23 protein-coding genes are annotated in these 22,745 nt (G+C 43.2%); 6 read left to right on the top strand and 17 right to left on the bottom strand.

Features of this window, described 5'->3' with window-relative positions:
* Window positions 1-102: 102 nt before the first annotated feature.
* From Q3W13_RS05610 to Q3W13_RS05620, 3 genes are all read left to right on the top strand, one after another.
* Window positions 103-504, top strand: coding sequence for a DUF6010 family protein (locus tag Q3W13_RS05610; RefSeq protein ID WP_302861999.1), 402 nt, complete (start codon window positions 103-105; stop codon window positions 502-504).
* Between the two features lie 9 nt (window positions 505-513).
* Entirely contained in the window at window positions 514-1,071 is a 558-nt protein-coding gene (locus tag Q3W13_RS05615) for an AraC family transcriptional regulator (RefSeq protein WP_302862000.1), read from the top strand.
* An 83-nt stretch (window positions 1,072-1,154) separates the two neighbouring features.
* Window positions 1,155-1,892 (top strand): heavy-metal-associated domain-containing protein, encoded by a 738-nt coding sequence (locus Q3W13_RS05620; RefSeq protein WP_302862001.1) that lies wholly within the window; start codon window positions 1,155-1,157, stop codon window positions 1,890-1,892.
* A gap of 613 nt (window positions 1,893-2,505) precedes the next feature.
* Here Q3W13_RS05620 and Q3W13_RS05625 read toward each other — a convergent pair.
* The 14 genes from Q3W13_RS05625 to Q3W13_RS05690 all read right to left on the bottom strand — a co-directional run bounded on the left by Q3W13_RS05625 (window position 2,506) and on the right by Q3W13_RS05690 (window position 17,954).
* Window positions 2,506-3,723 carry an efflux RND transporter periplasmic adaptor subunit gene (locus Q3W13_RS05625; RefSeq protein ID WP_302862002.1) on the bottom strand — a complete coding sequence of 406 codons (1,218 nt, stop codon included), beginning with the start codon at window positions 3,721-3,723 and terminating at the stop codon, window positions 2,506-2,508.
* Window positions 3,713-4,978 (bottom strand): HlyD family efflux transporter periplasmic adaptor subunit, encoded by a 1,266-nt coding sequence (locus Q3W13_RS05630; RefSeq protein ID WP_302862003.1) that lies wholly within the window; start codon window positions 4,976-4,978, stop codon window positions 3,713-3,715. Before Q3W13_RS05630 ends, Q3W13_RS05625 begins: the two co-directional genes overlap by 11 nt.
* Complete coding sequence (locus tag Q3W13_RS05635; protein WP_302862004.1) at window positions 4,953-6,179, bottom strand: TolC family protein; 1,227 nt, start codon at window positions 6,177-6,179, stop codon at window positions 4,953-4,955. Before Q3W13_RS05635 ends, Q3W13_RS05630 begins: the two co-directional genes overlap by 26 nt.
* Window positions 6,179-8,071, bottom strand: coding sequence for an efflux RND transporter permease subunit (locus Q3W13_RS05640; RefSeq protein ID WP_302862005.1), 1,893 nt, complete (start codon window positions 8,069-8,071; stop codon window positions 6,179-6,181). The genes Q3W13_RS05635 and Q3W13_RS05640 overlap by 1 nt, the downstream gene beginning before the upstream one ends.
* Window positions 8,068-9,342: an efflux RND transporter permease subunit gene (locus Q3W13_RS05645; protein ID WP_302862006.1), complete on the bottom strand. Its 1,275-nt coding sequence runs from the start codon at window positions 9,340-9,342 to the stop codon at window positions 8,068-8,070. Before Q3W13_RS05645 ends, Q3W13_RS05640 begins: the two co-directional genes overlap by 4 nt.
* A 55-nt stretch (window positions 9,343-9,397) precedes the next feature.
* Window positions 9,398-9,628 carry a heavy metal-binding domain-containing protein gene (locus tag Q3W13_RS05650; protein WP_302862008.1) on the bottom strand — a complete coding sequence of 77 codons (231 nt, stop codon included), beginning with the start codon at window positions 9,626-9,628 and terminating at the stop codon, window positions 9,398-9,400.
* 127 nt (window positions 9,629-9,755) lie between these two features.
* Window positions 9,756-10,142, bottom strand: a complete 387-nt coding sequence (locus Q3W13_RS05655) for a hypothetical protein (RefSeq protein WP_302862010.1) — start codon at window positions 10,140-10,142, stop codon at window positions 9,756-9,758.
* Between the two features lie 337 nt (window positions 10,143-10,479).
* A complete protein-coding gene (locus Q3W13_RS05660) occupies window positions 10,480-10,815 on the bottom strand; it encodes a hypothetical protein (protein WP_302862011.1) in 336 nt (111 codons plus the stop codon).
* A 135-nt stretch (window positions 10,816-10,950) separates the two neighbouring features.
* On the bottom strand, window positions 10,951-13,005 hold the full coding sequence (locus Q3W13_RS05665) for a heavy metal translocating P-type ATPase (protein ID WP_302862013.1): 2,055 nt from the start codon (window positions 13,003-13,005) through the stop codon (window positions 10,951-10,953).
* Between the two features lie 11 nt (window positions 13,006-13,016).
* The gene (locus Q3W13_RS05670; protein ID WP_302862014.1) at window positions 13,017-13,577 is read right to left on the bottom strand and encodes an AraC family transcriptional regulator; all 561 of its coding nucleotides are present in this window, start codon (window positions 13,575-13,577) and stop codon (window positions 13,017-13,019) included.
* 23 nt (window positions 13,578-13,600) lie between these two features.
* Entirely contained in the window at window positions 13,601-13,816 is a 216-nt protein-coding gene (locus tag Q3W13_RS05675; RefSeq protein ID WP_302862015.1) for a heavy-metal-associated domain-containing protein, read from the bottom strand.
* 22 nt (window positions 13,817-13,838) lie between these two features.
* On the bottom strand, window positions 13,839-16,073 hold the full coding sequence (locus tag Q3W13_RS05680; RefSeq protein WP_302862016.1) for a cation-translocating P-type ATPase: 2,235 nt from the start codon (window positions 16,071-16,073) through the stop codon (window positions 13,839-13,841).
* Window positions 16,074-16,268: 195 nt separating this feature from the next.
* Entirely contained in the window at window positions 16,269-16,475 is a 207-nt protein-coding gene (locus tag Q3W13_RS05685; protein ID WP_302862018.1) for a hypothetical protein, read from the bottom strand.
* A gap of 381 nt (window positions 16,476-16,856) precedes the next feature.
* Window positions 16,857-17,954 (bottom strand): acyltransferase, encoded by a 1,098-nt coding sequence (locus tag Q3W13_RS05690; RefSeq protein ID WP_302862020.1) that lies wholly within the window; start codon window positions 17,952-17,954, stop codon window positions 16,857-16,859.
* Between the two features lie 827 nt (window positions 17,955-18,781).
* On the opposite strand from Q3W13_RS05690, the gene Q3W13_RS05695 reads away from it, so the two are divergent.
* The 3 genes from Q3W13_RS05695 to Q3W13_RS05705 are packed head-to-tail and all read left to right on the top strand — an operon-like array spanning window position 18,782 to window position 19,966.
* Window positions 18,782-19,144 carry a metalloregulator ArsR/SmtB family transcription factor gene (locus tag Q3W13_RS05695; protein ID WP_302862021.1) on the top strand — a complete coding sequence of 121 codons (363 nt, stop codon included), beginning with the start codon at window positions 18,782-18,784 and terminating at the stop codon, window positions 19,142-19,144.
* Complete coding sequence (gene merTP / locus Q3W13_RS05700; protein ID WP_302862023.1) at window positions 19,141-19,749, top strand: mercuric transport protein MerTP; 609 nt, start codon at window positions 19,141-19,143, stop codon at window positions 19,747-19,749. The genes Q3W13_RS05695 and merTP overlap by 4 nt, the downstream gene beginning before the upstream one ends.
* Before the next feature lies 1 nt (window position 19,750).
* Window positions 19,751-19,966 carry a GDCCVxC domain-containing (seleno)protein gene (locus Q3W13_RS05705; RefSeq protein WP_302862025.1) on the top strand — a complete coding sequence of 72 codons (216 nt, stop codon included), beginning with the start codon at window positions 19,751-19,753 and terminating at the stop codon, window positions 19,964-19,966.
* Between the two features lie 67 nt (window positions 19,967-20,033).
* On the opposite strand, the gene Q3W13_RS05710 is transcribed toward Q3W13_RS05705, so the two are convergent.
* Genes Q3W13_RS05710 through Q3W13_RS05720 form a run of 3 tightly spaced genes read right to left on the bottom strand, consistent with a single transcriptional unit; the run spans window position 20,034 to window position 22,735 of the window.
* Window positions 20,034-20,201, bottom strand: a complete 168-nt coding sequence (locus Q3W13_RS05710) for a hypothetical protein (RefSeq protein WP_302862027.1) — start codon at window positions 20,199-20,201, stop codon at window positions 20,034-20,036.
* A 1-nt stretch (window position 20,202) separates the two neighbouring features.
* Complete coding sequence (locus Q3W13_RS05715) at window positions 20,203-20,727, bottom strand: RNA polymerase sigma factor (RefSeq protein WP_302862028.1); 525 nt, start codon at window positions 20,725-20,727, stop codon at window positions 20,203-20,205.
* A 37-nt stretch (window positions 20,728-20,764) separates the two neighbouring features.
* Window positions 20,765-22,735 carry a heavy metal translocating P-type ATPase gene (locus Q3W13_RS05720; RefSeq protein ID WP_302862029.1) on the bottom strand — a complete coding sequence of 657 codons (1,971 nt, stop codon included), beginning with the start codon at window positions 22,733-22,735 and terminating at the stop codon, window positions 20,765-20,767.
* Window positions 22,736-22,745: the final 10 nt, after the last annotated feature.

A 22,745-nucleotide genomic window follows, 5' to 3' on the forward strand; every position in this document is an offset into this window, starting at 1 on the left:
AATCATTTTCCAGTACGCGTGTGTCAGATGCTTAATCCAGATAGCCCGGAGCTTTTTAAATACATTAATTAATCTACAGCCATATAAAAAAATCAATAAATCATGATCGCTATCATTACAGGCATTGCCACCGGGCTTTTGGCAATTATAATTATCAACCTGTTCAGGCAAATAAATAAACAATTAATGTACGGCCTTATACTGACCGGCATAGGGTACCTTTACGTTGGTTTTAATTGGACAAACACCAGCTCGTTAATAATATGCGCAATTCAGTCGGTAGTCTTTCTGTTCATCGCTTACTACGGGGTTCAAAAGAGCCTGCTGATTCTTGCTGCCGGCTATTTTTTGCATGGCATCTGGGATCTCCTTTTCGATTTATTCCCTTATTCGGGATTAATGCCGCCCCATTACGACTTTTTCTGCCTGTCGGTAGATTTTACAATGGGTATTTACCTGTTAATGCTTAGTTTTAAAAAAGGAAAAAAAGATTCGTTGCTATAGGTTAGTTATATGACGCTCTACATCAAAAATATGGTTTGTCCCCGTTGTGTGAAGGCTGTTGAACAGATTTTTAACGATATTGGGATAAAACCTATCTATGTTCGCCTCGGCGAAGTATTGACACAAGACCCATTGCAGGCCCAACAGTTGGAATCACTCAAGTCCCGGCTAAAACAGTTAGGCTTTGAACTATTGGATGATAGCCTGAAACAGCAGATCGACAAAATCAAATCTATCATCATCCAGCATATACATTATACAGAAGATGAAAAGTTCGTTTTTTCAGAAGTTCTGGCAGACGAACTGCACAAGGATTATTCCGTACTCAGCAAGTTGTTTTCGGAAACCGAAGGTATCACAATCGAACAATATGTGATACTCCAGCGCATTGAAAAAGTAAAGGAACTATTGGTGTATAATGAAATGAACCTGAATGAAATATCGTATAAGCTAAACTACAGCAGCGTAGCCCATTTGTCCGCCCAGTTCAAGAAAGTGACCGGGCTAACACCAACCCAGTTCAAAGCCCAGGGTATCCACCTGCGTAAATTTTTAAATGAGGTTTAACCATAGTGATATAAATGGTACCCATAATTGTGTAATATAACGGGCCCGGTCGCGTGGTATTTTTGTGTCAAAATAATAATATTATGACACATACCTATTATATCTCAGGCGTGACTTGCGGCGGTTGCCAAAAAAAGGTCGAAAGCCTGCTTTCAAAAGTTGAGGGCGTAGAAAAAATAAATATTGATCTGGCGAAGGGTACCGCTGATATCGGGATGTCCCGTCATATACCAACGGCAGAATTGAAACTTGCCTTAAAAGATTATCAGAAATATCAGCTTTCGCCGGCAATTGAATCTCCGCAGGTGCTTTCAGCAAACAATGACGACGAAAGCAAATCCTGGTTTGCAACTTACAAACCCATTCTCATTATTTTCGCTTATATTCTAATCATTTCCGTCATCGCGGGGTTGGCCGGCGGCGCATTTAACATCCCAACCGCTATGCGAGTCTTTATGGCGGGTTTCTTTCTTATCTTCTCATTTTTCAAAATGCTTGATTTAAACGCCTTTGCCGATAGCTACGCCATGTATGATATTGTTGCCAGGAAAGTCAGGGCCTGGGGATTTATATATGCCTTTACCGAACTGTTTCTTGGCATTGCCTACTCAGCTAACTTATTTCCCGGCGTAATCAATTTTGTCACGGTGGCAGTTATGTCTGTAAGTATCCTTGGTGTATTGCAAAGCGTTTTAAACAAGCGCAAAATGAGGTGCGCATGTCTTGGGGCTGTGTTCAATCTGCCAATGAGCACGGTAACAATTATCGAAGACGCTTTAATGATCGCGATGGGCGTTATCATGCAAATTATGTTGGGCTAAATTGGTCGTCTGTTTCCAGCGCATCATTGACCATCCACAGGTTGAGTTTATGCAACATTGAGACTTCGGGAATTCATGAGGAAAGAGATATCAGGCAGTAAATCTGTATTTATTATCCGAGTACTACTCAAAAGAAAAAGGGCCTTACGATGCATCGTAAGGCCCTTTTTACCAGGTGGAGAATATCGGATTTTGCAAGGCCAAAATTGCTGCACCCAATCTGCGTTTTTGGTGCTCTGAGAGCGGTTTTTGATTTTTCATTTTATGTATTTTAGGGTGTTTTTGGCAGAGTTTTGCCACAGTTTTTTGCCAAATAAATCAGTTAAAATCATGGTTTAAAGTATTAAAAATGCAGTTTTTTAGGCTACATCAAAAATGCCATTTGATAAAAATAGATACTTTTTTACAAGTTTCAGCTAAATTTTTGCTGTTGTTTGCCTATTCTTCACTATCATTTTAGCTTTTTTAATAGTTATTTTTTTAAGAGATTACAATAGATAATGAGTTATTTTAAATAAAATTTGGAAGTGTAAAGGGCGAAGAAAATAATAATCCTGAATTGACAAAGGTGCTGTAAGGTGCAAAAAAGGATGAAAAGAAATAACCTATCTCTTTACATTTTCATCCCAGCCATTGATTTATCACTTCCATTTTTAAATATCGCTTCGCTGTTCAGTAAATAAGCGCCATTGGTTACAACAATATCACCTGGATTCAAGCCGGAAAGGATAGGTACATAATTTGAGTTTCCAATGCCCGGTTTGATCATCTTGGGTGAAAAACTGCCGTCTGAGTTTTTCACCCAAACCATATTTCCATTACCGTCCATCAGAATAGCTGAAGCAGGCACGGCTAAGGATTGGTTATTACCGTTTGTTATCGAAATGTAAGCCAGCATACCTGGCCTTATGAGTCCCTGTGGATTGGGTATACTGATCCTGATTAAGTCCACTTTAGAAGCATCAGACAATTCAGGATTGATAAATGCAACTTTGCCCTTAATAAGTTGGCCACCCAAATCAGGAAATGCGACACTAACGGGGTCGTTTTCCTTGTAGTTGCCTGTTTCGCTGGCATAGATCTGGGCCTGTACCCATAGATTATTCAATGTTTGTGTTTTGAGTATAGACATGCCTTCGGTTACATAGTCCCCTTCATGCACCGTTACCTCGCTAACCGTCCCATTGATTTTACTTAAAACAGTTGTTGTTGCAGACACTTTTCCGCTGGCTGCTAAACTTTTGATCTGTGTGGCTGACAGACCCCACAATTGCAACTTGTTTTCCGCTGCGCTGATCAGTTGTAGGTAATCCACATCGGGGTTATGCAGTATTTTTTGCTGTTGTTTTGCCAATAAGTATTCCTTTTCGGCTTCCTGCAAATCTTCACTGTAAATGGAATAAACGGGCTGGCCCATGGATATTTTTTCGCCAATGGTCCTTATAAATAGTTGTTGTATTCTTCCAGTGATTCTGGCGCTCATTTCCTGCGCTGTATTTTCATCAGCGGTTACAGTCCCGGTCAGCATTTTCTCGCTGCCGATATTTTCTTTGCGGACAGTGTCCGTCTGTATACCGGCTAATTGAAGCTGCGTAGCGGTTAGGGTGATCCTGTCTGCTGCTTTATCAGACGAGCCGGTAAGTTCCACCTTGATTAGTTTCATTCCGCATATCGGGCAATTGCCATCATGTTCCTCATGTACCTGCGGATGCATGGAACAAGTGTAGTAAGCTTTGCTTTGCGTTTTGACTACTATTTGCTGCGGTTTTGGCTTACAGGCTGCAACCCCCAGGGTTAAAAGCAATGCCAATAGTTTTATCTTATTCATCATTTTTCGTTTTAATGAAGCTTTCGCTGTCTGTTAAATATTGGGCGTTTGCTGCCAGGCTATCGGCTGCCTGTAGCCCTTTAGTAATCCATATTTCATTACCCTTTATACCGCCCGTTTTTACCTGTTTAACATAGAATGCAGGTCCACTTTTTAACCAAACGATTTGCGTCTGGCCTAAATCAACCAAGGCTGTTCTTGGTATCCATAAGCGACTGGTTTTTGCGGTCTCTATTTCCGCCTTAACCAGGCTATTTACTTTCAGGGTATGGTCCATATTGTCAATGTAAACCCTAATGCTCGTGGTTTTATCGCCCTCTTGTAGCGTTGGTTCAATAAAGTTAACTTTCCCTTTGATTGTTTTGCCCGGTAGATCCGGCAACGTAATCTTAACTGGTTGGTTTAGTTTCAAGGCAGCGACCGCTGATGGATCGACCTTAATCACCGCCCACAGCTGATGCGGATTGACCACATTAAAAATAGCTTGCCCTTTTTCAACATACATGCCTTCTTTGATCGATAATGGGAGATTATTAGCAAAATCGGATGACGGTTTGGTATCGGCTGTACCGGTCATTTGACTATGTGGCATATCATGTACATGCCCTTCATAAGGGCTGTAAACCGGCAGGCTATAAAATGGCTTCCCGGTTTTAATTACCCGGTTTACCTGCACCGGTGTCATACCCAGCAATAATAATTTTTGCTGCGCTGTATTAATCAAAGTTGTTTCCTGCGGTGAATTTTTTGAAAGAAAAATCAGATCCTGCTGTGCTGTAACCAGTTCCGGGCTGTAAATATCAAATATCCGCTGGCCACGGTGTATTTCCTGGAATGCATATTTGATATACAGTTTTTCGATGCGGCCTGAAAAGCGCGATGCGATATTGTTAAAGGTCCGCGTATCAAAATCAAGATAACCGCTTGCTGAAATAGTGACGGGTAAGACTTTTTGCTCCGGTGTTATCGATGCGACCGATGATACGACAGATGCGTTAACCGGCTTCAAAACAGTATTCAAACTGATACCCGCATCTTTACTCGCCTGGCCTGCTTTTTTTACCAGCGTCATGCCACAAATCGGGCAGGTTCCCGGATGGTCTTCCAGCACTTGCGAATGCATTGGGCAGGTGTATTTCACTGCCGGCTTTACTTCCGATGCGGCTGGTTTCTTTTGCTGGTCCGAGCAGGCAAAAAACAGCATTACACCTGATAGCACTACTACGATCAGGCTAATATTTTTCAATCTCTTTTTCATAAGCTACCTGTAAGGTTAATAATTCCTGTAAGCGGTCAAGGGCCGTCATTCTCGCCATTTGCAGATCTTTAATTCCGTTAAGCACCGATGGCAGATCGCCGGTGTTCTGGTCATAAGCCTGCAAAGCCGTTTTATAGCTATTCTGCAAAGCAGGAATAATGTTTTGCTGATAATTATCAAGCTGCCTTTTCTTACTACCCATGTCGGCTTTAAGGCCCGCTAACTGCCCCGTGGTTTGGTTGAGAATATCCAGTTTCTTTTGCTGCAATTCTTCTGTCTCGTAGCGGATGCCCTTCAAATTGGCCTTGTATTCTTTGGACGACCAGGGCGCAATTGGGATTGTGATGGAAGCCATCAGGATATATTGGTTAGCATAACCCCCATAACTAAACATATGCGCTGCTTGTATGCCAAAATCCGGCTTGCGCTTGCTGTATTCCATTTGTGCGTTCAATTGCTGTAAATCGATATTCCGGTTAATGCCTTTAATGTCGCTACGGCTATTCGCTAATGCTGCCGTGTCGGTAATTGCTACTTCATATTCTTTGAGTGCAATAGTGGTATCGACTGCAAACGGTGCAGTTTTATCCCGGTTCATCAGGGTATTCAGCAGGATATTCCGCTGATTGATCCCATCCCGTAGTTCCTCGCGTGTATTGTCGAGTTCAAATAGCTCAGCTTTGGCTTTATAAATGTTCGGCAGTCTTTCTTTACCGTAAGTAAGCCGGATATTGGCGTCCTTTAACATGTATTCCAGCAAGCTTTGCGTTTGCTGTAATTGCGCAAGCTTTTTTTCCAGTACCACGCGCTGGTAATAATATTGCTTGGCCTGCGCGAATAGCTGGTTTTTCAAATAGTCCTTATCAGCCGAGGTAACTTTGGATTGGCCTTTCAGATAGTCTTCTTTTGCGCGCAGCTTTGCCGGGTTAGTAAACATTTGCTCTCCCTGTATCATGAACGAACCACCGTTAGGACTTAACTGGTAAGGCACCTGGTATTGTCCGGCACTTAGTTTTGGCGCATCGAGGTTTTTGGCACCCTCAGCATAAGCATTCTGCGCCTTAGCTTTCGCGTCATAAGCCTGCAGCGATGGGTTAGCAGCTACTTTTTCCAACACGCTGTCCAAAGGCAAAGTCTGCGCTTTGACAACACCTGCACTGCAAATGAGCATAGCAAGTATGATTTTTATTTTTATTTTCATTATTCCTTTACCTCCAATATGTCCAGCTTACCATGCTTTTTAAGTTCATATTCTTTCACCATTAAAAAGATCAATGGTGTAACTAATAAAATATGTGTTGAAGAAGTTAATACACCGCCGATCATTGGCAGCACAATTGGCCGCATCACATCGCTGCCGGTTCCGGTTGCCCACAGCACGGGTATCAGTCCGAAAAGGGCAACGCAAACGGTCATCAGCTTTGGCCGTAGCCTTTTTACCGCTCCGTTCATCACAAACTCCCGCAGGTCTTCCCTGGTGATCGTCTCTTTTGAATTGCCTTTAAGTTTTACCAACTGCTGCATGGCATCATTCAGGTAGATAACCATCACAATACCGGTTTCTACTGTTATACCAAACAGCGCAATAAATCCGACCGCTACGGCAACCGATAAATGCACGCCAAAGAAATACACCATATAGGCCCCGCCGATCAAGGCAAACGGGATACTGATCAGGCTGAAAAATGCTTCCCTGATAGAATGAAAGGCAAAATACAGACAGGCGAAAATGATAATAAGCACGATAGGCAGGATCAGCTTTAATGTTCTTTCAGCCCGGATAAGGTTTTCGTATTGCCCGCTCCATTCGATATAATAACCTTTCGGCAGCACCTTGACCAGATTATTGAGCTTATCCTGCGCTTCCTTAACCGTGCTACCCAGGTCGCGGTCACGCACGTTGAATAATACTGTGCCGCGCAATAAGGCGTTTTCCGATTGTATCATTGCCGGACCGTCGCTGATCTTGATATCCGCCACAGATGATAATGGAATAGGCCCGTAATTTTCTGTTTGTACCAATGTGCGTTTGATGGCTTCGAGGTTATTGCGGTAATCTTGCGCCAGCCGGGCATTGATGCTGAAGCGCTGCCTGCCTTCCACGGTAGTTGTCAGGTTCATGCCGCCCAACGCACTTTCCACTACCTCATTCACATCATCCACACTCAGGCCGTAACGACCAATGGCCTCTTTATTAACTTGTATGTCCAGATATTTACCGCCAGTGATTGGGTCAACATACAGGTCTTTAACACCATTTACACCTTGCAGTGCTTGTTTCATTTGCGTTGCCAGCACGTTGATCGTATCCAGGTTCTGGCCATATATTTTCAAACCAACGTCCGTGCGGATACCCGTGGAGAGCATATTGATACGGTTAATAATCGGCTGCGTCCAGCCATTCACCACACCGGGGATTTGTAACTTGGCGTTGAGTTCGTTGATGATGTCTTCCTTTTTTACGCCCGGCCGCCACTGATCCTTCGGCTTTAGCAGGATGATCGTTTCCGTCATACTGATTGGTGAATTGTCTGTAGCGGTATTGGCCCGGCCGGCTTTGCCCAGCACATTAGCTACTTCCGGCACACTTTTAATGATCTTATCCTGTACCTGCAAAAGCTGTTTGGCTTGTGCATTGGAAACGTCCGGTTGTGTAACCGGCATGAACAGTATCGTGCCTTCGTCCAACGGTGGCATAAACTCACTGCCTAATGAAAGAAGGAGTGGTATGCTGACGATCAGCGCGACGATATTGATGGCCAAAGTTGTTTTGCGCCATCTGATACACCAATCCAATACTGGCTTGTAAATCCTTTCAAGCCCACGGTTCAACGGGTTATGGTCGTCTGTTCGTAATTTCCCTTTCAGGAAGAATGATATGAGTACAGGCGCCAGCGTAACAGCCAGTATAGCATCGATACCGAGTATAAAGGTTTTCGTCCAGGCCAGCGGGCCGAACAATTTACCCTCTTGTCCGGATAAAAGGAACACCGGCAGAAATGAGGCTACAATAATAACAGTGGAGAAAAACACGCCACGGCCAACCTGTTTGCAGGATTGTTCTATGATCTTAATTCTTTCTATAGTGGTCATGATTTTTCTTTTTGTTGAGCTATGGATAAGTTGCGGTGCGCGTTCTCGACCATCACGATGCCATTATCTACAATCACACCGATAGCTAAGGCGATACCGGTTAAGGACATGATATTGGAGCTGATATCGAATGCATTGAGCAAGATAAAACTTGCTGCTATAGTAATGGGTATCTGGATAATGATGCTCAGAGCGCTTCGCCAGCTGAACAGGAAGAGAATGACAATAATCGACACTACGATCATTTCCTCGATCAGCGTATGTTTTACCGAGCCGATGGCATTCTCGATCAGTTCGCTGCGGTCATAGGCGATATTGAAGCTGATACCAGCGGGTAATCCTTTTTGAATGTCGGCCATTTTGGTTTTTACCGATTTGATCACCTGGTCGGCATTCTCACCATAGCGCATTACCACGATACCTCCAACGGCTTCACCGTCGCCATTACGGTCGAAAATACCCAGCCGTTCATCGCCGCCCATTTGCACCGTTGCAATATCTTTGATAGTCACCGGAATAGTTTTGATCACACCGACCGGGATGCTCTCCACGTCCTGTATTGTTTTGATATAGCCAAGCCCTCGCACGATGTAACCTGTGCCGTTCATTTCAAATTTGCGCCCGCCAACATCGTTGTTATTACTTTTAATGGCTTTGAGCACCTGTGAAAGCGGAATATTATAATAGTTCAGCTTATTGGGGTCGATACTAACCTGGTATTGTTTTTCAAAACCACCGAATGAGGCGACCTCGCTGACGCCGGGAACAGTTTGCAGGCCAAGCTTCACATACCAATCCTGCAAGGCGCGTTGCTCGCCAAGGTTCATCCCTTTGGCATTCAGTGTGTACCATAGGATATGCCCTACGCCTGTGCCATCCGGCCCTAATGTCGGCGTAGTGCCCTGCGGCAACAGGCGCTGTGCATAGTTCAGTCGTTCTAGCACCCGGCTTCGCGCCCAGTAGATATCGGCTTTATCCTCAAATACGATATAGACAAAACTCATCCCGAACATGGATGTAGCGCGGATGGCCTTCACTTTAGGAATGCCTTGCAGGTTACTCACCAGCGGGTAGGTAACTTGGTCTTCCATGATCTGCGGACTGCGGCCCTGCCATTCGGTGAACACGATCACCTGGTTATCCGACAGGTCGGGTATGGCGTCAATCGGGTTTTGATTGACCGAGTAAGCGCCCCAGGCAAATAAGCCCAGCGCGATCAGTAAAACGATGTACCTGTTTTTTAAGGACAGGGTAATAAGTTGATTGATCATCTCAAGGAGTTTAATCAGCCCCGCATGATGCAGGGCTGAAATGAATTACTCATTTTTAACTTTTCTTTTTAGCCGGTTCCTTTTTCACCAGTTCCATGCCGCATTTAGGGCATTTGCCGGGTTTATCGCTCAATACTTCCGGATGCATGCTACAGGTGTATTGTACTTTGGCTGGTTTTACCTTTTTAGTTTTGGTAGTGTCCGAAGTCATCGTGGATGAATTCGCAGCGAAAACACTCGCACCAGAAAACAGAATGGCTATGGCCATTAGGGTTACTTTTTTCATTTGTTTTAAAATTTAAAAATGGATGGATGGCACAGGTAATCCTATGCGTGAACTATAATTAAGATGATGAATTGCAAAGCAAACCAGGGCCTGTTAACGATTAAAGGCCAAGGGGAAGAAGTACAGATCAGATTCTGTAGATACAGTTAAGGATATAAACAGGAGCTTTAGCGTGGTCAGGCGGCGCATGGCTGTTAAAAGCAACATATTCAGGTTTGAAACGATAACCGCTGAAATCCGCTATTATATAAACAGGAATAATGGCGTGAAATACATTGGCGTTCAAACTCAAAGCCTGCGAACCAACATGCTGATCCTTAACTTTGAAGGACAACGTTTTGGTTTTGCAGCACCCCGGCAATCCCGCTGCCATTTTGCAATCCTGCTTTTTGGCAGTGCTAAAAGAAATGCTGGTGGATTCCAATTTACCGCAGCAATAAAAACTACTAACCGAGATACCTAATGCAGAAAGCAGGTAAATCACTGTTAATGATATGAGCGCGATACGTTTCACTGACCGAAAATACTATTTTTTCTTTAAAGAAGGATAACAGAGCCGCCCCCCTTGAAGAGGCGGCTTCCTTATTTACAATTTACATACAGTTTTGCATTCACCTGATGCCTTGCAGGTCTTGCTGCAATAATCCTTGCAGTTTGGCCCGCATCCTTTTGCGCATTTAGAACAGGTTATTTTGCTGTTGCAGCAAGGGGTATTAGCATAAGTAACAGATATAGCAGATAATAGCATCACCATAGTGATGAAAAGAAACTTTTTCATGATTTTGAAATTAAAGATTAATAATTAATGAAATACTACGGTCAAGGATTGACCTGTCAATGGGAGTTAATTATTAAGCTTTCGGAGGGGTCCAGTCATTGTCCTGGTAATCCGACAATTCACCTATGGCGAAAGGATGGGTAGTCTGATCGTTCAGATCAGTTATTGCCGGTGAAAGGGAAATAGATGGAACAATCGTAAATCCACAGGTACCACAAGACAGCATGGCATTGCAAGCACCTTTGGCACAATCGTTACCGGAGGTTTGTTTTTGCTGTTTGCAGCAATCTTTATTCACGCTTGCTTTGCAGCAAGATGCCGAATCCTTACGATGCAAGGTGTTTGCCATCCCCGATACTGAGGATAGAAACAAGATACATAATGTAAGGAAAACAGCGATAGACTTCATTATAATGTTAAACTTGAATTTTTTAAAAATATTGTAATGGACAGCGTTGTGCTTTAAACTATTATATCGCTAAGGTATGGATATACCCTTTGGATCATTTTATATAATTCCGATAAAAATTTATATCCTATTGTACTAAGCCTTTACTTTTAGCAAGCTGGCATTGATCGCGACAACCACCGTGCTGACGGTCATTAATACAGCCCCCGCTGCCGGGCTTAATACAATCCCCTGGTTGTACAGTACACCGGCAGCCAGCGGCAACGCGATGACATTATAACCAGTCGCCCAGGCGAGGTTCTGGACCATTTTACGATAGGTCGCCTTTCCAAACAGGATCAAACTAACAATATCCTTTGGATTACTGTTTACTAAAACAATGCCGGCGGTTTCTGCCGCAATATCACTTCCAGAACCTACCGCAATGCCAATATCCGCCTGGGCCAGTGCCGGGGCATCATTAACGCCATCTCCGGTCATGGCTACAAACTCACTTTTACTTTGTAGTTCTTTGATCTTTTCCAGCTTCTGATGCGGTAAGACTTCAGCCATAAAGCTGTCCATACCTAAAGCCTTACTGACACTTGCGGCCACTTTACTGTTATCGCCGGTCAACAGGATGGATTTGATATTTTCCTGTTGGAGCGTTTTGATCGAGTCTGCCGACTCGGGCCGTATCTCGTCCGATAAGGCAATATAGCCTGCCGGTTCTTTATCAATAATTAAAAACACGACCGTTTCTGTAACATTGGCGGTAAAACCATCGGGCAGCGCGATCTTATTTTCTTTCAAATAGCCCGGACTAACTACCAGTATCTTTTTGCCTGCCACCGTGGCTCCCACACCCTGGCCGGTAATGGCCTTAAAGTTTTCTGCCTTAGGGATAGTGACCTTTAAATCCTTAACTTTTTGCAGGATACCGGTAGCGATGGGATGTTCGGAGTTTTGTTCCAGCGCAGCTGCCAGGCGAATAAGCTCCTTTTCATCCAGGTCCTTATCTAGCGAAACGATCTTAGCTACTTCAAATTTGCCTACTGTAAGGGTGCCTGTTTTATCAAATACGATGGTGGTAATTTTCCGGGAGTTTTCAAACGCCGTCCGGTTCTTGATCAACAATCCGTGCTGTGCAGATAACGAGGTGGATTTAGCCACGACGAGCGGAACGGCGAGCCCTAAGGCATGCGGACAGCAGATCACGATTACGGTCACCATTCTTTCCATCGCAAAAGCCAGGTCTTTCCCATCGGCTGACCAAAAAATAAATGTACCTATTCCCGCAGCCAGCGCGATAATGGTCAGCCACTTTGCTGCCTTATCGGCCAGCAGCTGCGTATTGGATTTGGCATCCTGCGCGTTTTTAACCAGGCTAATGACTTTGGATAAATAAGAATCCTCGCCGCTATGGGTCACTTTTACCTTTATAGAGCCATTGCCATTGACCGAACCCGCAATCACATCCTGCCCTTTGGATTTTTGAACCGGCGTAGATTCCCCGGTAAGCATGGATTCATTGAGGTAACTTGCTCCTTCTTCAATAACGCCGTCAGCCGGGATTTTTTCACCAGGCTTAATTAATATCAAGTCATGCCTTTTTAAACTATCGGTCTTGACCTCGGTTATATTTCCCCCCTTAATCAGATGTGCTTCGGCTGGCATCAACTGTACCAACAACTCTAACTCCCTCGATGCACCGGCGACTGAACGCATTTCGATCCAATGGCCTAAAAGCATAATCAAAATCAATGTGGTTAGTTCCCAGAAGAAATCCATGCCTTTCAAGCCAAATACGGTCGCCGCGCTATAGCAATATGCTACCGTTATCGCAAACCCGATCAGGGTCATCATGCCGGGGGTTTTAGCCTTCATTTCGCTTAACCAGCCGGTTAAGAATGGCCAGCCTCCATAAACGAATACGGCAGAGGCCAAAGCAAAAAGCAGGTAGGACGATCCGGCAAAGCGTATATCCAGGTGCAGCCATTGCTGAATTTGCATCGACAATAACATGACCGGGACAGTCAGTACCAATACCACGAAAAAACGTTTTTTAAAATCAGCAATCATCATCGCATGATGGTCATGCCCTGCCATACCCATAGACGGGCTGGGTCCCTGCTGCATCTTGTCGTGATCCATCGTCCCATGATCTGCATTCGTTTTACCCATGTCCATAGAATGATGATCGTGTTCCATAAATAGAAAAGTTAAATTTTATCGATAGGTTTCCGCTGTTGCTCCGATGACCGGTACTGGCTGGGTGTTAGACCTGTAATACTTTTAAATTGCGCGGACAAATGGGCGCTGCTGCTATAACCCATCTGGTAAGCGATTTCATTCAGGTTCAACTCGCCATAATCCAGCAATTCTTTGATCTTTTCTACCTTCTGCTCAATAATAAAACGCTCAATGGTCATGTCCTGTGACATAGAGAACATACGGCTCAGATAAGTATAATCTTTTCCTAAACGGCTTGCGATCAGCTCAGAATAGGATGTTTTCAACTCCGAAAGATCAGAATGATGCACCAGTTCCACAACGATATTTTTGATCGCTTCGACCGTTTTGTCCGCTTCCTTATTGATCAGCTCAAAGCCTGGCACTTTTAAAGCGGAAGCAATTAGTTGCAATTGTTCTTCATCAGGCTCAGGTGCAATTTCCACATGGCCTAAAGCGATTTGCTTAACCGTAAAGCCCAGGTTTTCCAGCTGCTGACGAATGATCATCAGGCAGCGGTCGCAGACCATATTTTTAATATGCAGTACCATATGCTATTGATTATAATTCAAAGTTACGCGATAGCTATTGCATTATAACCCTTTTGTTTCAGCGCATCAATGACCTGAACGGCTGTTAAATTATTTTCAGCTTTTACCGTTAAGATTTTATCCGGGTTGGCGGTATCCACTTCCCATTGCTGAATATATTTCAGCGCATCTAAAGCAGGTGTTACGGTGGCGATACAGCCGCCGCAATTAATATTGGTTTTGAATTTTAAAGTTTCCATGTTTTTTTAAATTAATAAATCATTACAAATCAAGTTTTGAAAATTTAAGCCTTAAGCTGTTGCTCACTACCGACACGGAGCTTAAGGCCATTGCCGCTCCGGCGATCATTGGGTTGAGTAAAAATCCATTGATGGGATATAAAATACCGGCGGCAATAGGGATACCGATCAGGTTATAAATAAATGCCCAGAACAGATTTTGCCGGATGGCCCGGACAGTCAGCTTCGATAACCTTAATGCTTTAGGCACCTGCTGCAAATCAGAAGACACCAGGGTAACCTTGGCTACATCCATAGCTATATCAGAACCCTTGCCCATTGCAATGCTAACATCTGCCTGAGCCAGCGCCTGGCTGTCGTTGATACCATCCCCGATCATGGCCACGATTTTACCCTTTGTTTGTAAAGACTTTACAAAATCAGCTTTGCCGGATGGCAAAGTATCCGCCTGGAAATGGTCAATACCTGCTTGAGCGGCAATGGCTGCTGCGGTTTGCGCGTTGTCACCGGTCAACATATAGACTTCCATGCCTTGTTTTTTTAGCTGTCGAATAGCTTCGGCAGAGCCTGTTTTAATTTGATCCGCTATGGCGGCTATAGCTAAAACTTGTGTGCTATCAGCAAGGTAAATGACCGTTTTCGCCTGGTCTAAAAAGGAAGTTATCCGATTCTTTAAATCCTGCGGAATTGCGATCCCTTTTTCATCGATCAGTTTGTGGCTTCCGGCTAAATAAGTATCACCGTTAAACGTTGCTTCAACACCTCTCCCAGTAATACTATTAAAGGAAGAGACGTTTCCGGGTTTTACATTAGCTGATTTTAAATAAGCCACAATGGCTTCTGCCAGGGGGTGTTCTGATTGTTGTTCCATCACGGAAAAAATGCCTTGCAGTTGATCCTGGTTGACTTTGGCATCAGCAGACCATACGAGGTCAGTAACCACCGGTTTCCCCTCGGTGATAGTTCCTGTCTTATCCAGCACCACAGCGTTAACCCGGTGGCCCAATTCCAGAGCCTCCGCGTCTTTAATGAGGATGCCATTTTCCGCACCCCTGCCAATGCCAACCATAATAGCGGTCGGCGTGGCCAGGCCCAAAGCACAGGGGCAGGCAATCACCAGAACGGTAACCAGCGCCAGTAAGCCCTGTGTAAAAGCATGCTGTCCGCCAAAAACTATCCAGACGCCCAGACTCAATAAAGCGATGAGTATGACGATGGGTACAAAGATGCCGGCAATCTTATCAACCAGTTTTTGTACAGGCGCTTTCGAGCCCTGTGCATCCTGTACCAGCTGGATGATCTGTGCCAGTAAGGTGCGTCCACCAACCTTTTCAGCGGTAAATCGAAAACTTCCTTTTTGGTTCAAAGTTCCGGCGAAAACTTTTAGTCCTTGTTTTTTCTCAACGGCAATGGGTTCACCGCTGATCATACTTTCATCTACGTAGGAGTTGCCCTCATATATTTCACCATCCACCGGGATCTTTTCTCCAGGCCGAACCAGTAACTTGTCGCCAGTCTGTATATCCGCTATTGCCGTTTCTATTTCCCCTTGCGGAGTGATTAGCATGACTGTTTTAGGTTGCAATCCAATCAGTTTTTTAATCGCCGAAGAAGTGTTGGATTTTGCACGTTCTTCCAGCAGTTTACCTAATAGTATAAAAACCACAATCACAGAAGCGGCTTCAAAGTAAACATGCGGTTGTAATCCTTGTCTCAGCCAGAATTGAGGGTAAAAGGTATTAAAGGCACTAAACAAAAAGGCGATCCCGGTGCTCAGTGCCACCAGGGTATCCATGTTGGCCTTGCCATGTCTGCCTTGTTTAAGAGCACCGGAAAAAAAGCTTTCCCCGGTTATAAACAATACCGGGGCAGTTAGCGCCAGCATAATAAAATTGGCGTAGGGCATATAGCCAAAAACCATTCCTATAAGAACTACCGGGATTGTCAAAGCCATAGCCCAGGTAATATTCCTTTTCAGTTCATGATAATGATTTTGCTGTGCTTCTTCCTGTTTGGCTTTTCCGTTTGCGGTATCAATGATTAGATCATAACCGATGGACTGGACAGCTTGTTGCAGGTTATCCGGTCGAATTACCTCCGGGTGAAAAGCCACCTTTACCAATTGCGAGGCATAATTTATTTCTGCTTTCTCCACACCGTTTTGTGCGCCGAGTATAGATTCGACACTGACTGCACAGGAGGCACAGCTCATACCGGTTACAGGAAAGGTAAGTATCTCTAACTGTTGCGTTGTCATTTGCATTGATTTAACAATACAAATTTACCGATGCTATAAGCGCCGGACTTTACAGGATTCCGTTAATTTTTTACAGGATTTTGAAATCTGGACAATAAATTTAGGGTGAATATAAATGGGTAAAAATCAAACTACTTAAGGGAAAAAATGTTATATTTAAGTATGAAAACTACAGCGGTTTTCCTGGCAGCTTTGTTATTGTTTTTGTCCGCTTTTTCGGGGACAGTAAATATTTCCATGAGGGGAACCTGCTGTTGTAGCAAAACGACGCACCAGGGTGCCTGCGAACATAGTACCAAGGATTGCTGCAATAAAGGAATATGCAGCATGATGTTCTCCTGTAGTGGCTGCGGGTTTTTGGTCGTTCAGCGCGTTTCCATTTTGCCAGTTCTCAGTTATCATAAAGAAATGCTGGCTGCACCAAACGTATTAGGAACCCTATCTGGTTATTCTTATTCGGGCTGGCATCCGCCACAAGTTTTATAGTTGATAAGCATTTGTCTATTATTTATCAATTATTAAAACTTAGAAATCATGAGACGTTTTCTTTTCATCATTATAATGATGTTGTTTTCCATTCCATCCTTTACTTTCACACCGGCAAATACGCCATGTTGCAACAGTAAAATGAGCCATTGTACAAAATGTGCAAAGGGTTGCAGTAAACCGTGCATGGATTATTGCAGCAAAAGCTGCAAAGAGTCAGGCGGGTGTCAAAGCACCTGTAAATAAACCATTCCAGATAAAGAAGCTGCTTTTTAGGCAGCTTCTTTATTATGCTGTTTATTGAAAATGTGTTTTAAAACTGAAAATGTTGGTTTTTCGAAGATATTCAACTTGTTTTTCGGGCTTCCTGAAAGTATATAGCCACCACAAATTGTATTTGAGACAGAAGTTGTAAAAAATAATAGGTAGAAAAATGCCCGAAGACCAGACCAAGATAATTAATGCGGGAGTATAACTCACATGCAGTAAACTTTGAAAAAAAATCCGGGCAAAAGTCATGACAATGATTTGCATGCAATAAATAAATAAGGAATGAAAACCCACGATCCTTATCCATGTAAACAACTTATATTTTTGCAGTAAAAAAGAAAAGCTAACCGAAGTGGCGCAGCCGACAAGCGCCTCACCCAGGAAAAAGAACGGCATTTTCTGTTCAACAAACCGATCGCCGTAAGCACTGGGCCGTAAATTGATTTCGGTAAAAAAATACTGAATGATTACAAATGCCGCCAGCAGCGGAAAAAATATTTTCAGCGATGAAAATCTGCTAATGTTCTTTTCATCCAGCATGACATTTGAGATCAAGTCGCCTAGTGCGAAGAAGAAATAATATTCGAATATATCCGTCAGAAATCCTGCCTGGATGTCATAAATATGAATAAAAGCTGATTCTGCAAATAATGCTAAACCCAGAATTACCTGGAATAGAGCACCCAACCTTAATCTCGACTTGAGGCAAGCATAGATCACCCCAATACAAAACAATGCATTGAGATACCAGAAGTGACCTGTTTCCCGCGGGTTGGCTAACAATTTTAAATACTTCCAAAAACTGACATTTTCGTGAAAAGTAAAATGCGTGTAGCGAGCTGCAATAATTTGAAAAGTAATCTCGATAATTCCCCAAACCAGTAAAGGATAAAGTATATTATTTGTACGATCACCAATATAATTATTGAGCCCCTTTTTATTCAGGCTCCTGCCTACGAGTAGTCCTGAAACGATGAAAAATAGTGGCATTCGGAAGCCATAGAAAAATGTCCCGATATAGTTAAAAATCGTATAATCATGTAGGTTGGTCACATGTCCCTGCAGGGCCGAAAGACAATGTCCATACCCAACCAGCATAATACTGATTCCTTTATCATAGTCCACCCATAACCACCTTTTTTCGTTTAATATATATTTTGAGTTGAAAGGATCCATCTTAATTTGAAATGTTTAGAAATAACTCTAATGACACACCTGAACAATATCTTTTACAAGATTGATTTATAGGAGGGCACAAACCGCGTCAAAAACTGGAAGAGATTCTTGTTAAAACATTTCTTAGAAATTCACCAATTGAAATAAACTCAAATAGTATTTATGGTGATTTCATAAAATGATCTGCTGTTCCAGGCTTAAAAGACATAAACTGTCCTCGACGCTGTGGGAGCGCGTAAGACGCCTGAATCAGATTTGAAGGGAGTGAAAGATTATTGATATTAATTTGCCGGATTTTGCAGGAGGCCCGTGACAATCCGGCCATTGCATTTCGTCATTATCGCAGTTATTTAAAACAACATAGGTATGATGCTGTAGGGTCGGCAACGGTAAATCCACAATAAAGTGGATATAGTGGGCGGGCTTTGTATTTTCTTTGATAACGAAATTGTCATGCTTTTTACAGCAACTGCAGTCGTTACCATTACATTTATTCTTGCAGGGGTCTCCGTTATTATTGTTGGCTAAATGAGTTTTTGAATGACTGAATAAATGCATGCCTGCACAGTGTACAATGCAGACAAACATCCCTGTCGTCAACAGCAGGTAAAAAGAGGTTAATGATAAGACTAAAAATCTTTTCATTGCAATCAAATCTATCAAATAATATTTTATATAACAAGTTTTTTACCTATGCTAGTCGAAGGAATAAAAATTGCATTAACGCTATTTAAGCAATTGCTTAAATACTTATATTTGGACATTAATTTCAAAGGATGAATGCATGCAGCCGGATATTTGCTGATGAAGCACAGATAAATAATTGCAAAGAACTGCTTCAAGTAAAACAACCTGTTTTTACTGACCTTGCACAGCTCTTGTCCCTGACAGGCAACGAAGTTCGGTTAAAGATACTGTTTCTACTACAGCAAGAAGATGAGCTTTGCCCTTGCGATTTGAGTGATATATTAGGGATGACCATTCCCGCCATTTCCCAGCATCTTCGCAAACTTAAAGATGGTGGCATGATTAAGTTTCGTAAAAGCGGTCAGACTATTTTCTACTCGCTCTGCGATACTATCCTTTTGCTCCCTTTATTCAACTTATTACAAACACCTTTAACTACAGAATCTTTATGATGAGTACCAATATCAATAAAGGCTGGATGCCTGGGCTGATTGCCGCTTTCGCAGCTTCTTTATGTTGTATTACGCCGGTAATCGCCTTGTTAGGAGGCATAAGCGGTATCGCTTCGTCTTTTTCGTGGATCGAGCCGGCAAGACCTTACCTGATCGGTTTCACCGTCGTTATCTTCGCGTTTGCCTGGTATCAGCAGTTTAATAAAAAAACGCAAACTAATAATTGTGATTGCGAGGTAAAACCTGCTTCGTTCTGGCAATCGAAAAAGTTCCTGTTGATGGTTACTGCTCTATCTGCTGTACTGATAACTTTTCCTTACTATTCCTCCGCTCTTTATGGCGCTCCAGCGCAGTCATCAGTATCAATAAGCCAGGCAAGCAATATTAAATGGGTCCAGTTTACAGTTAAGGGAATGGGCTGCGCGGACTGCACTAAACATATTGATGGTGTGTTGTCGAATGTTCCCGGTGTTATAAAGACATCAACATCCTTTGAAAAGGCACAGACTACCGTTAGCTATGATCCCAAAAGAACATCAGCTGACAGTCTGAAAAACAAAATTAATCAGATCGGCTACCGGGCGACGATCACACCAATTAAATAAGATGGCTAAAGAAATTCAGTTACAATCGGTAATAACCTGTCCCCAATGTGGTCACCAAAAAGAAGAAACAATGCCAACGGATGCTTGCCAGTATTTTTATGACTGTGAAAACTGTCATCAAAACTTAAAGCCATTGGCAGGCGACTGCTGTGTATTTTGCAGCTACGGAACAGTTAAATGCCCGCCTATTCAACAAGGTTCATCCTGTTGCAGTTGACAATTAAAGTACTTGTAAATAATCAATGAATTTATTGTAGAATATAAAGCCGGTGTAGTGCCCGGCTTTACTTTTTATAGCTTTTATAAATAGAAATTACCATTCCAATAATGGCTATAATGATGACAATGTAAGCGATAACCAGTCCGATTACCCTTACTATCTTCATCCATCTGGGCCGGGCGTAATTTTTAGGCGGCCTGCCCTTCGGCAGGTTTGATTTTTGTCTTACCATTTTAAGTTTGTTGAACGCTGTATGAAAATATTTCAAGCGCTTTACTGAAATCCTTTCTCACGTCGGGGATTGACCTGCGTGTAATCAATGCAATATCCGAATAGCTGAATTGTTCCTGCTGCTTCAGCATAAAAATGATCTTTTGGCTTCCGCTTAGCTTTGATAGAGCCAATTGCATCGCCGGCTGTCCACGTCCGTCGGTAAACCCCCGACTGGCTTCAGGGGAAACATTAGCTTCGCTGTCAGGGTTTTTATCCCAGCGTTTCAGACAGCGATCGGCGACAAGCCGGTATAATAAAACCGGCAGCGAATCGGTTTTTTGCAACTGGGCAAGACTGCGCCAAAACTGAATGAATATCTCTTGTATTTCTTCATCTGCTTCCTCGTGCCCTAAGTTCAGGTTCCGGAGAAAATAATAAACTTTTTGCTGGTACTTTGCTAACAATAACGAAAAAGCCTCACGTCTTGTGGCCGTTTTTAATAAACTGGCTAACAGCTCTTCATCTTCCACTAAATCCTTTTTCATCTTTTTTCTGTTTAATCCATTATTACTTTCAGCTGCATTACTCCACCTTCATTTTTTGTATCCTGACCGCGTTAAGGATTGCCAGAAGTGCAACGCCCACATCGGCTATGACCGCTTCCCATAAATTAGCGAGACCTCCTGCTCCAAGTGCTAAAACAGTGACCTTGACAATCATTGCAATACTGATATTCTGCCAAACGATCCATTTAGTGATCTTCCCAATTCTAATAGCAGCAGTGATTTTCGAGGGCTGATCGTTCTGAATAACAATATCTGCGGTTTCTATGGTCGCATCGCTGCCTAAACCACCCATCGCAATACCGGCATCGGCCAGCGCCACCACTGGCGCATCGTTTACACCATCACCTACAAAGGCTATCCTACTTCCTTCATTTTTAAAGGTCTGCACTTTTTCTACTTTGCCATCTGGCAGTAGATCGCCAAAGGCTTTATCGACGCCTAATAATTTGGCCACTTTGTCGACTACGGCCTGCTTATCACCGGACAACATAATAGTTTGGATATTCAAAGCATGCATTTTGTCAATGGCCTGTTTGGCGTCATCCTTAATTTCATCTGCAATAGTTAAATAACCCGCATAAGTGTCGTTAACGGCGACAATGACCACTGTATCTACCAGCTTATCTATTTCTGATGGGTAGGCGATTTTAAACTTTTGAAGCAGCTTCGTATTTCCTGCTAAAACTGCTTTACCATCAACGGTTCCTTTTAGTCCATGCCCGGAGATCTCCTCTATATTATTCGATTTCAGATTACCTGACGCTTGCCTGGCATAAGCCACCACGGCTTTCGCAATGGGATGCGTAGAACTGCTTTCAATGGCAGCTGCGATCCGAATCAATTCTTTCTCGTCAAAATCCTGAGTGACCACTTTCTGTACCTTGAAAACCCCTTTGGTTAATGTGCCGGTCTTATCCATAATGACGGTATTGATCGTAGTCATCACATCTAGAAAATTCGAGCCCTTGAAAAGGATGCCGTTGCGGGAAGCCAAACCAATACCGCCAAAATAGCCCAGCGGTATAGAAACCACTAAGGCGCAGGGGCAGCTGATTACCAGGAACACCAAAGCCCGGTAAAACCATTGGTGGAAATTATAAGGATCGGTAAAGAAATAAGGCGCAAAACAAACCAGCAAGGCAAGCCCAAAAACAATAGGCGTATAAATTTTGGCAAACCGGCTGATAAAAAGCTGTGTTTGTGATTTCCTGGTGGTAGCATCCTGTACCATTTCCAGTATTTTACTCAATTTGCTATCCTTAAAAAGTGCTTTGACCTGTACTTCAGATACTTTATCGAGATTGATCATCCCCGCCAAGACCGTTTCTCCTTTTCTTTTGGTATCCGGCTGGCTTTCCCCGGTTAAAGCAGCTGTGTTAAAGGCGGCAGTATCCGAATACAATTCACCATCCAGCGCCACTTTTTCACCGGCTTTTACCTGTATGATCTCATTAAGTTTGATTTCTTTCGGGTCAGTTACCGATGTTTTACCGTCCCTTATAACGGTAACTTTATCAGGGCGTATATCCAGTAATGCCTTAATGCTTTTCTTGGCATTGTTAACCGCTGTGTCCTGAAACCATTCGCCAATTGAATAAAATACCATTACAGCCACGCCCTCGCTATAAGAGCCGATACTGAACGCACCCAACGTGGCGACGCTCATTAAAAAGAACTCATTGAAAAAGTCAAAGTGCCTGACTTTACGCCAGGCCATTCCCAATACATTATAACCAGCCAGCAGGAATGCAATGGAAAAAATCAGCAGGTTAACCGGGAAAGGCGGCTGATAGCTAAAGCCATATTCCAATATCAGCATCACCAGCAATACAGCCAAAGCGGTCAATAAAGGCCAATGGCTTTGCCAGCCTTCTTTTTTGCCAGGCTTGTTCAGATCGAGCGTTTCCTCGTCAGCTTTGAGTTCACGGTCTTCATCTTTCATCATATTGACATGAACCGGCTCACTATATTTAATATCTTCTTTCATCTGGTATGTA

Origin of the sequence: Mucilaginibacter sp. L3T2-6 (assembly GCF_030519355.1) — a bacterium.
Lineage (GTDB): Bacteria > Bacteroidota > Bacteroidia > Sphingobacteriales > Sphingobacteriaceae > Mucilaginibacter.

Coding starts and splice junctions, on each gene's coding strand:
- Q3W13_RS05610 (WP_302861999.1), top strand. CDS start 103: ATGATCGCTATCATTACAGGCATTGCCACCGGGCTTTTGGCAATTATA.
- Q3W13_RS05615 (WP_302862000.1), top strand. CDS start 514: ATGACGCTCTACATCAAAAATATGGTTTGTCCCCGTTGTGTGAAGGCT.
- Q3W13_RS05620 (WP_302862001.1), top strand. CDS start 1,155: ATGACACATACCTATTATATCTCAGGCGTGACTTGCGGCGGTTGCCAA.
- Q3W13_RS05625 (WP_302862002.1), bottom strand. CDS start 3,723: ATGATGAATAAGATAAAACTATTGGCATTGCTTTTAACCCTGGGGGTT.
- Q3W13_RS05630 (WP_302862003.1), bottom strand. CDS start 4,978: ATGAAAAAGAGATTGAAAAATATTAGCCTGATCGTAGTAGTGCTATCA.
- Q3W13_RS05635 (WP_302862004.1), bottom strand. CDS start 6,179: ATGAAAATAAAAATAAAAATCATACTTGCTATGCTCATTTGCAGTGCA.
- Q3W13_RS05640 (WP_302862005.1), bottom strand. CDS start 8,071: ATGACCACTATAGAAAGAATTAAGATCATAGAACAATCCTGCAAACAG.
- Q3W13_RS05645 (WP_302862006.1), bottom strand. CDS start 9,342: ATGATCAATCAACTTATTACCCTGTCCTTAAAAAACAGGTACATCGTT.
- Q3W13_RS05650 (WP_302862008.1), bottom strand. CDS start 9,628: ATGAAAAAAGTAACCCTAATGGCCATAGCCATTCTGTTTTCTGGTGCG.
- Q3W13_RS05660 (WP_302862011.1), bottom strand. CDS start 10,815: ATGAAGTCTATCGCTGTTTTCCTTACATTATGTATCTTGTTTCTATCC.
- Q3W13_RS05665 (WP_302862013.1), bottom strand. CDS start 13,005: ATGGAACACGATCATCATTCTATGGACATGGGTAAAACGAATGCAGAT.
- Q3W13_RS05670 (WP_302862014.1), bottom strand. CDS start 13,577: ATGGTACTGCATATTAAAAATATGGTCTGCGACCGCTGCCTGATGATC.
- Q3W13_RS05675 (WP_302862015.1), bottom strand. CDS start 13,816: ATGGAAACTTTAAAATTCAAAACCAATATTAATTGCGGCGGCTGTATC.
- Q3W13_RS05680 (WP_302862016.1), bottom strand. CDS start 16,073: ATGACAACGCAACAGTTAGAGATACTTACCTTTCCTGTAACCGGTATG.
- Q3W13_RS05685 (WP_302862018.1), bottom strand. CDS start 16,475: ATGATAACTGAGAACTGGCAAAATGGAAACGCGCTGAACGACCAAAAA.
- Q3W13_RS05695 (WP_302862021.1), top strand. CDS start 18,782: ATGAATGCATGCAGCCGGATATTTGCTGATGAAGCACAGATAAATAAT.
- merTP (WP_302862023.1), top strand. CDS start 19,141: ATGATGAGTACCAATATCAATAAAGGCTGGATGCCTGGGCTGATTGCC.
- Q3W13_RS05705 (WP_302862025.1), top strand. CDS start 19,751: ATGGCTAAAGAAATTCAGTTACAATCGGTAATAACCTGTCCCCAATGT.
- Q3W13_RS05710 (WP_302862027.1), bottom strand. CDS start 20,201: ATGGTAAGACAAAAATCAAACCTGCCGAAGGGCAGGCCGCCTAAAAAT.
- Q3W13_RS05715 (WP_302862028.1), bottom strand. CDS start 20,727: ATGAAAAAGGATTTAGTGGAAGATGAAGAGCTGTTAGCCAGTTTATTA.
- Q3W13_RS05720 (WP_302862029.1), bottom strand. CDS start 22,735: ATGAAAGAAGATATTAAATATAGTGAGCCGGTTCATGTCAATATGATG.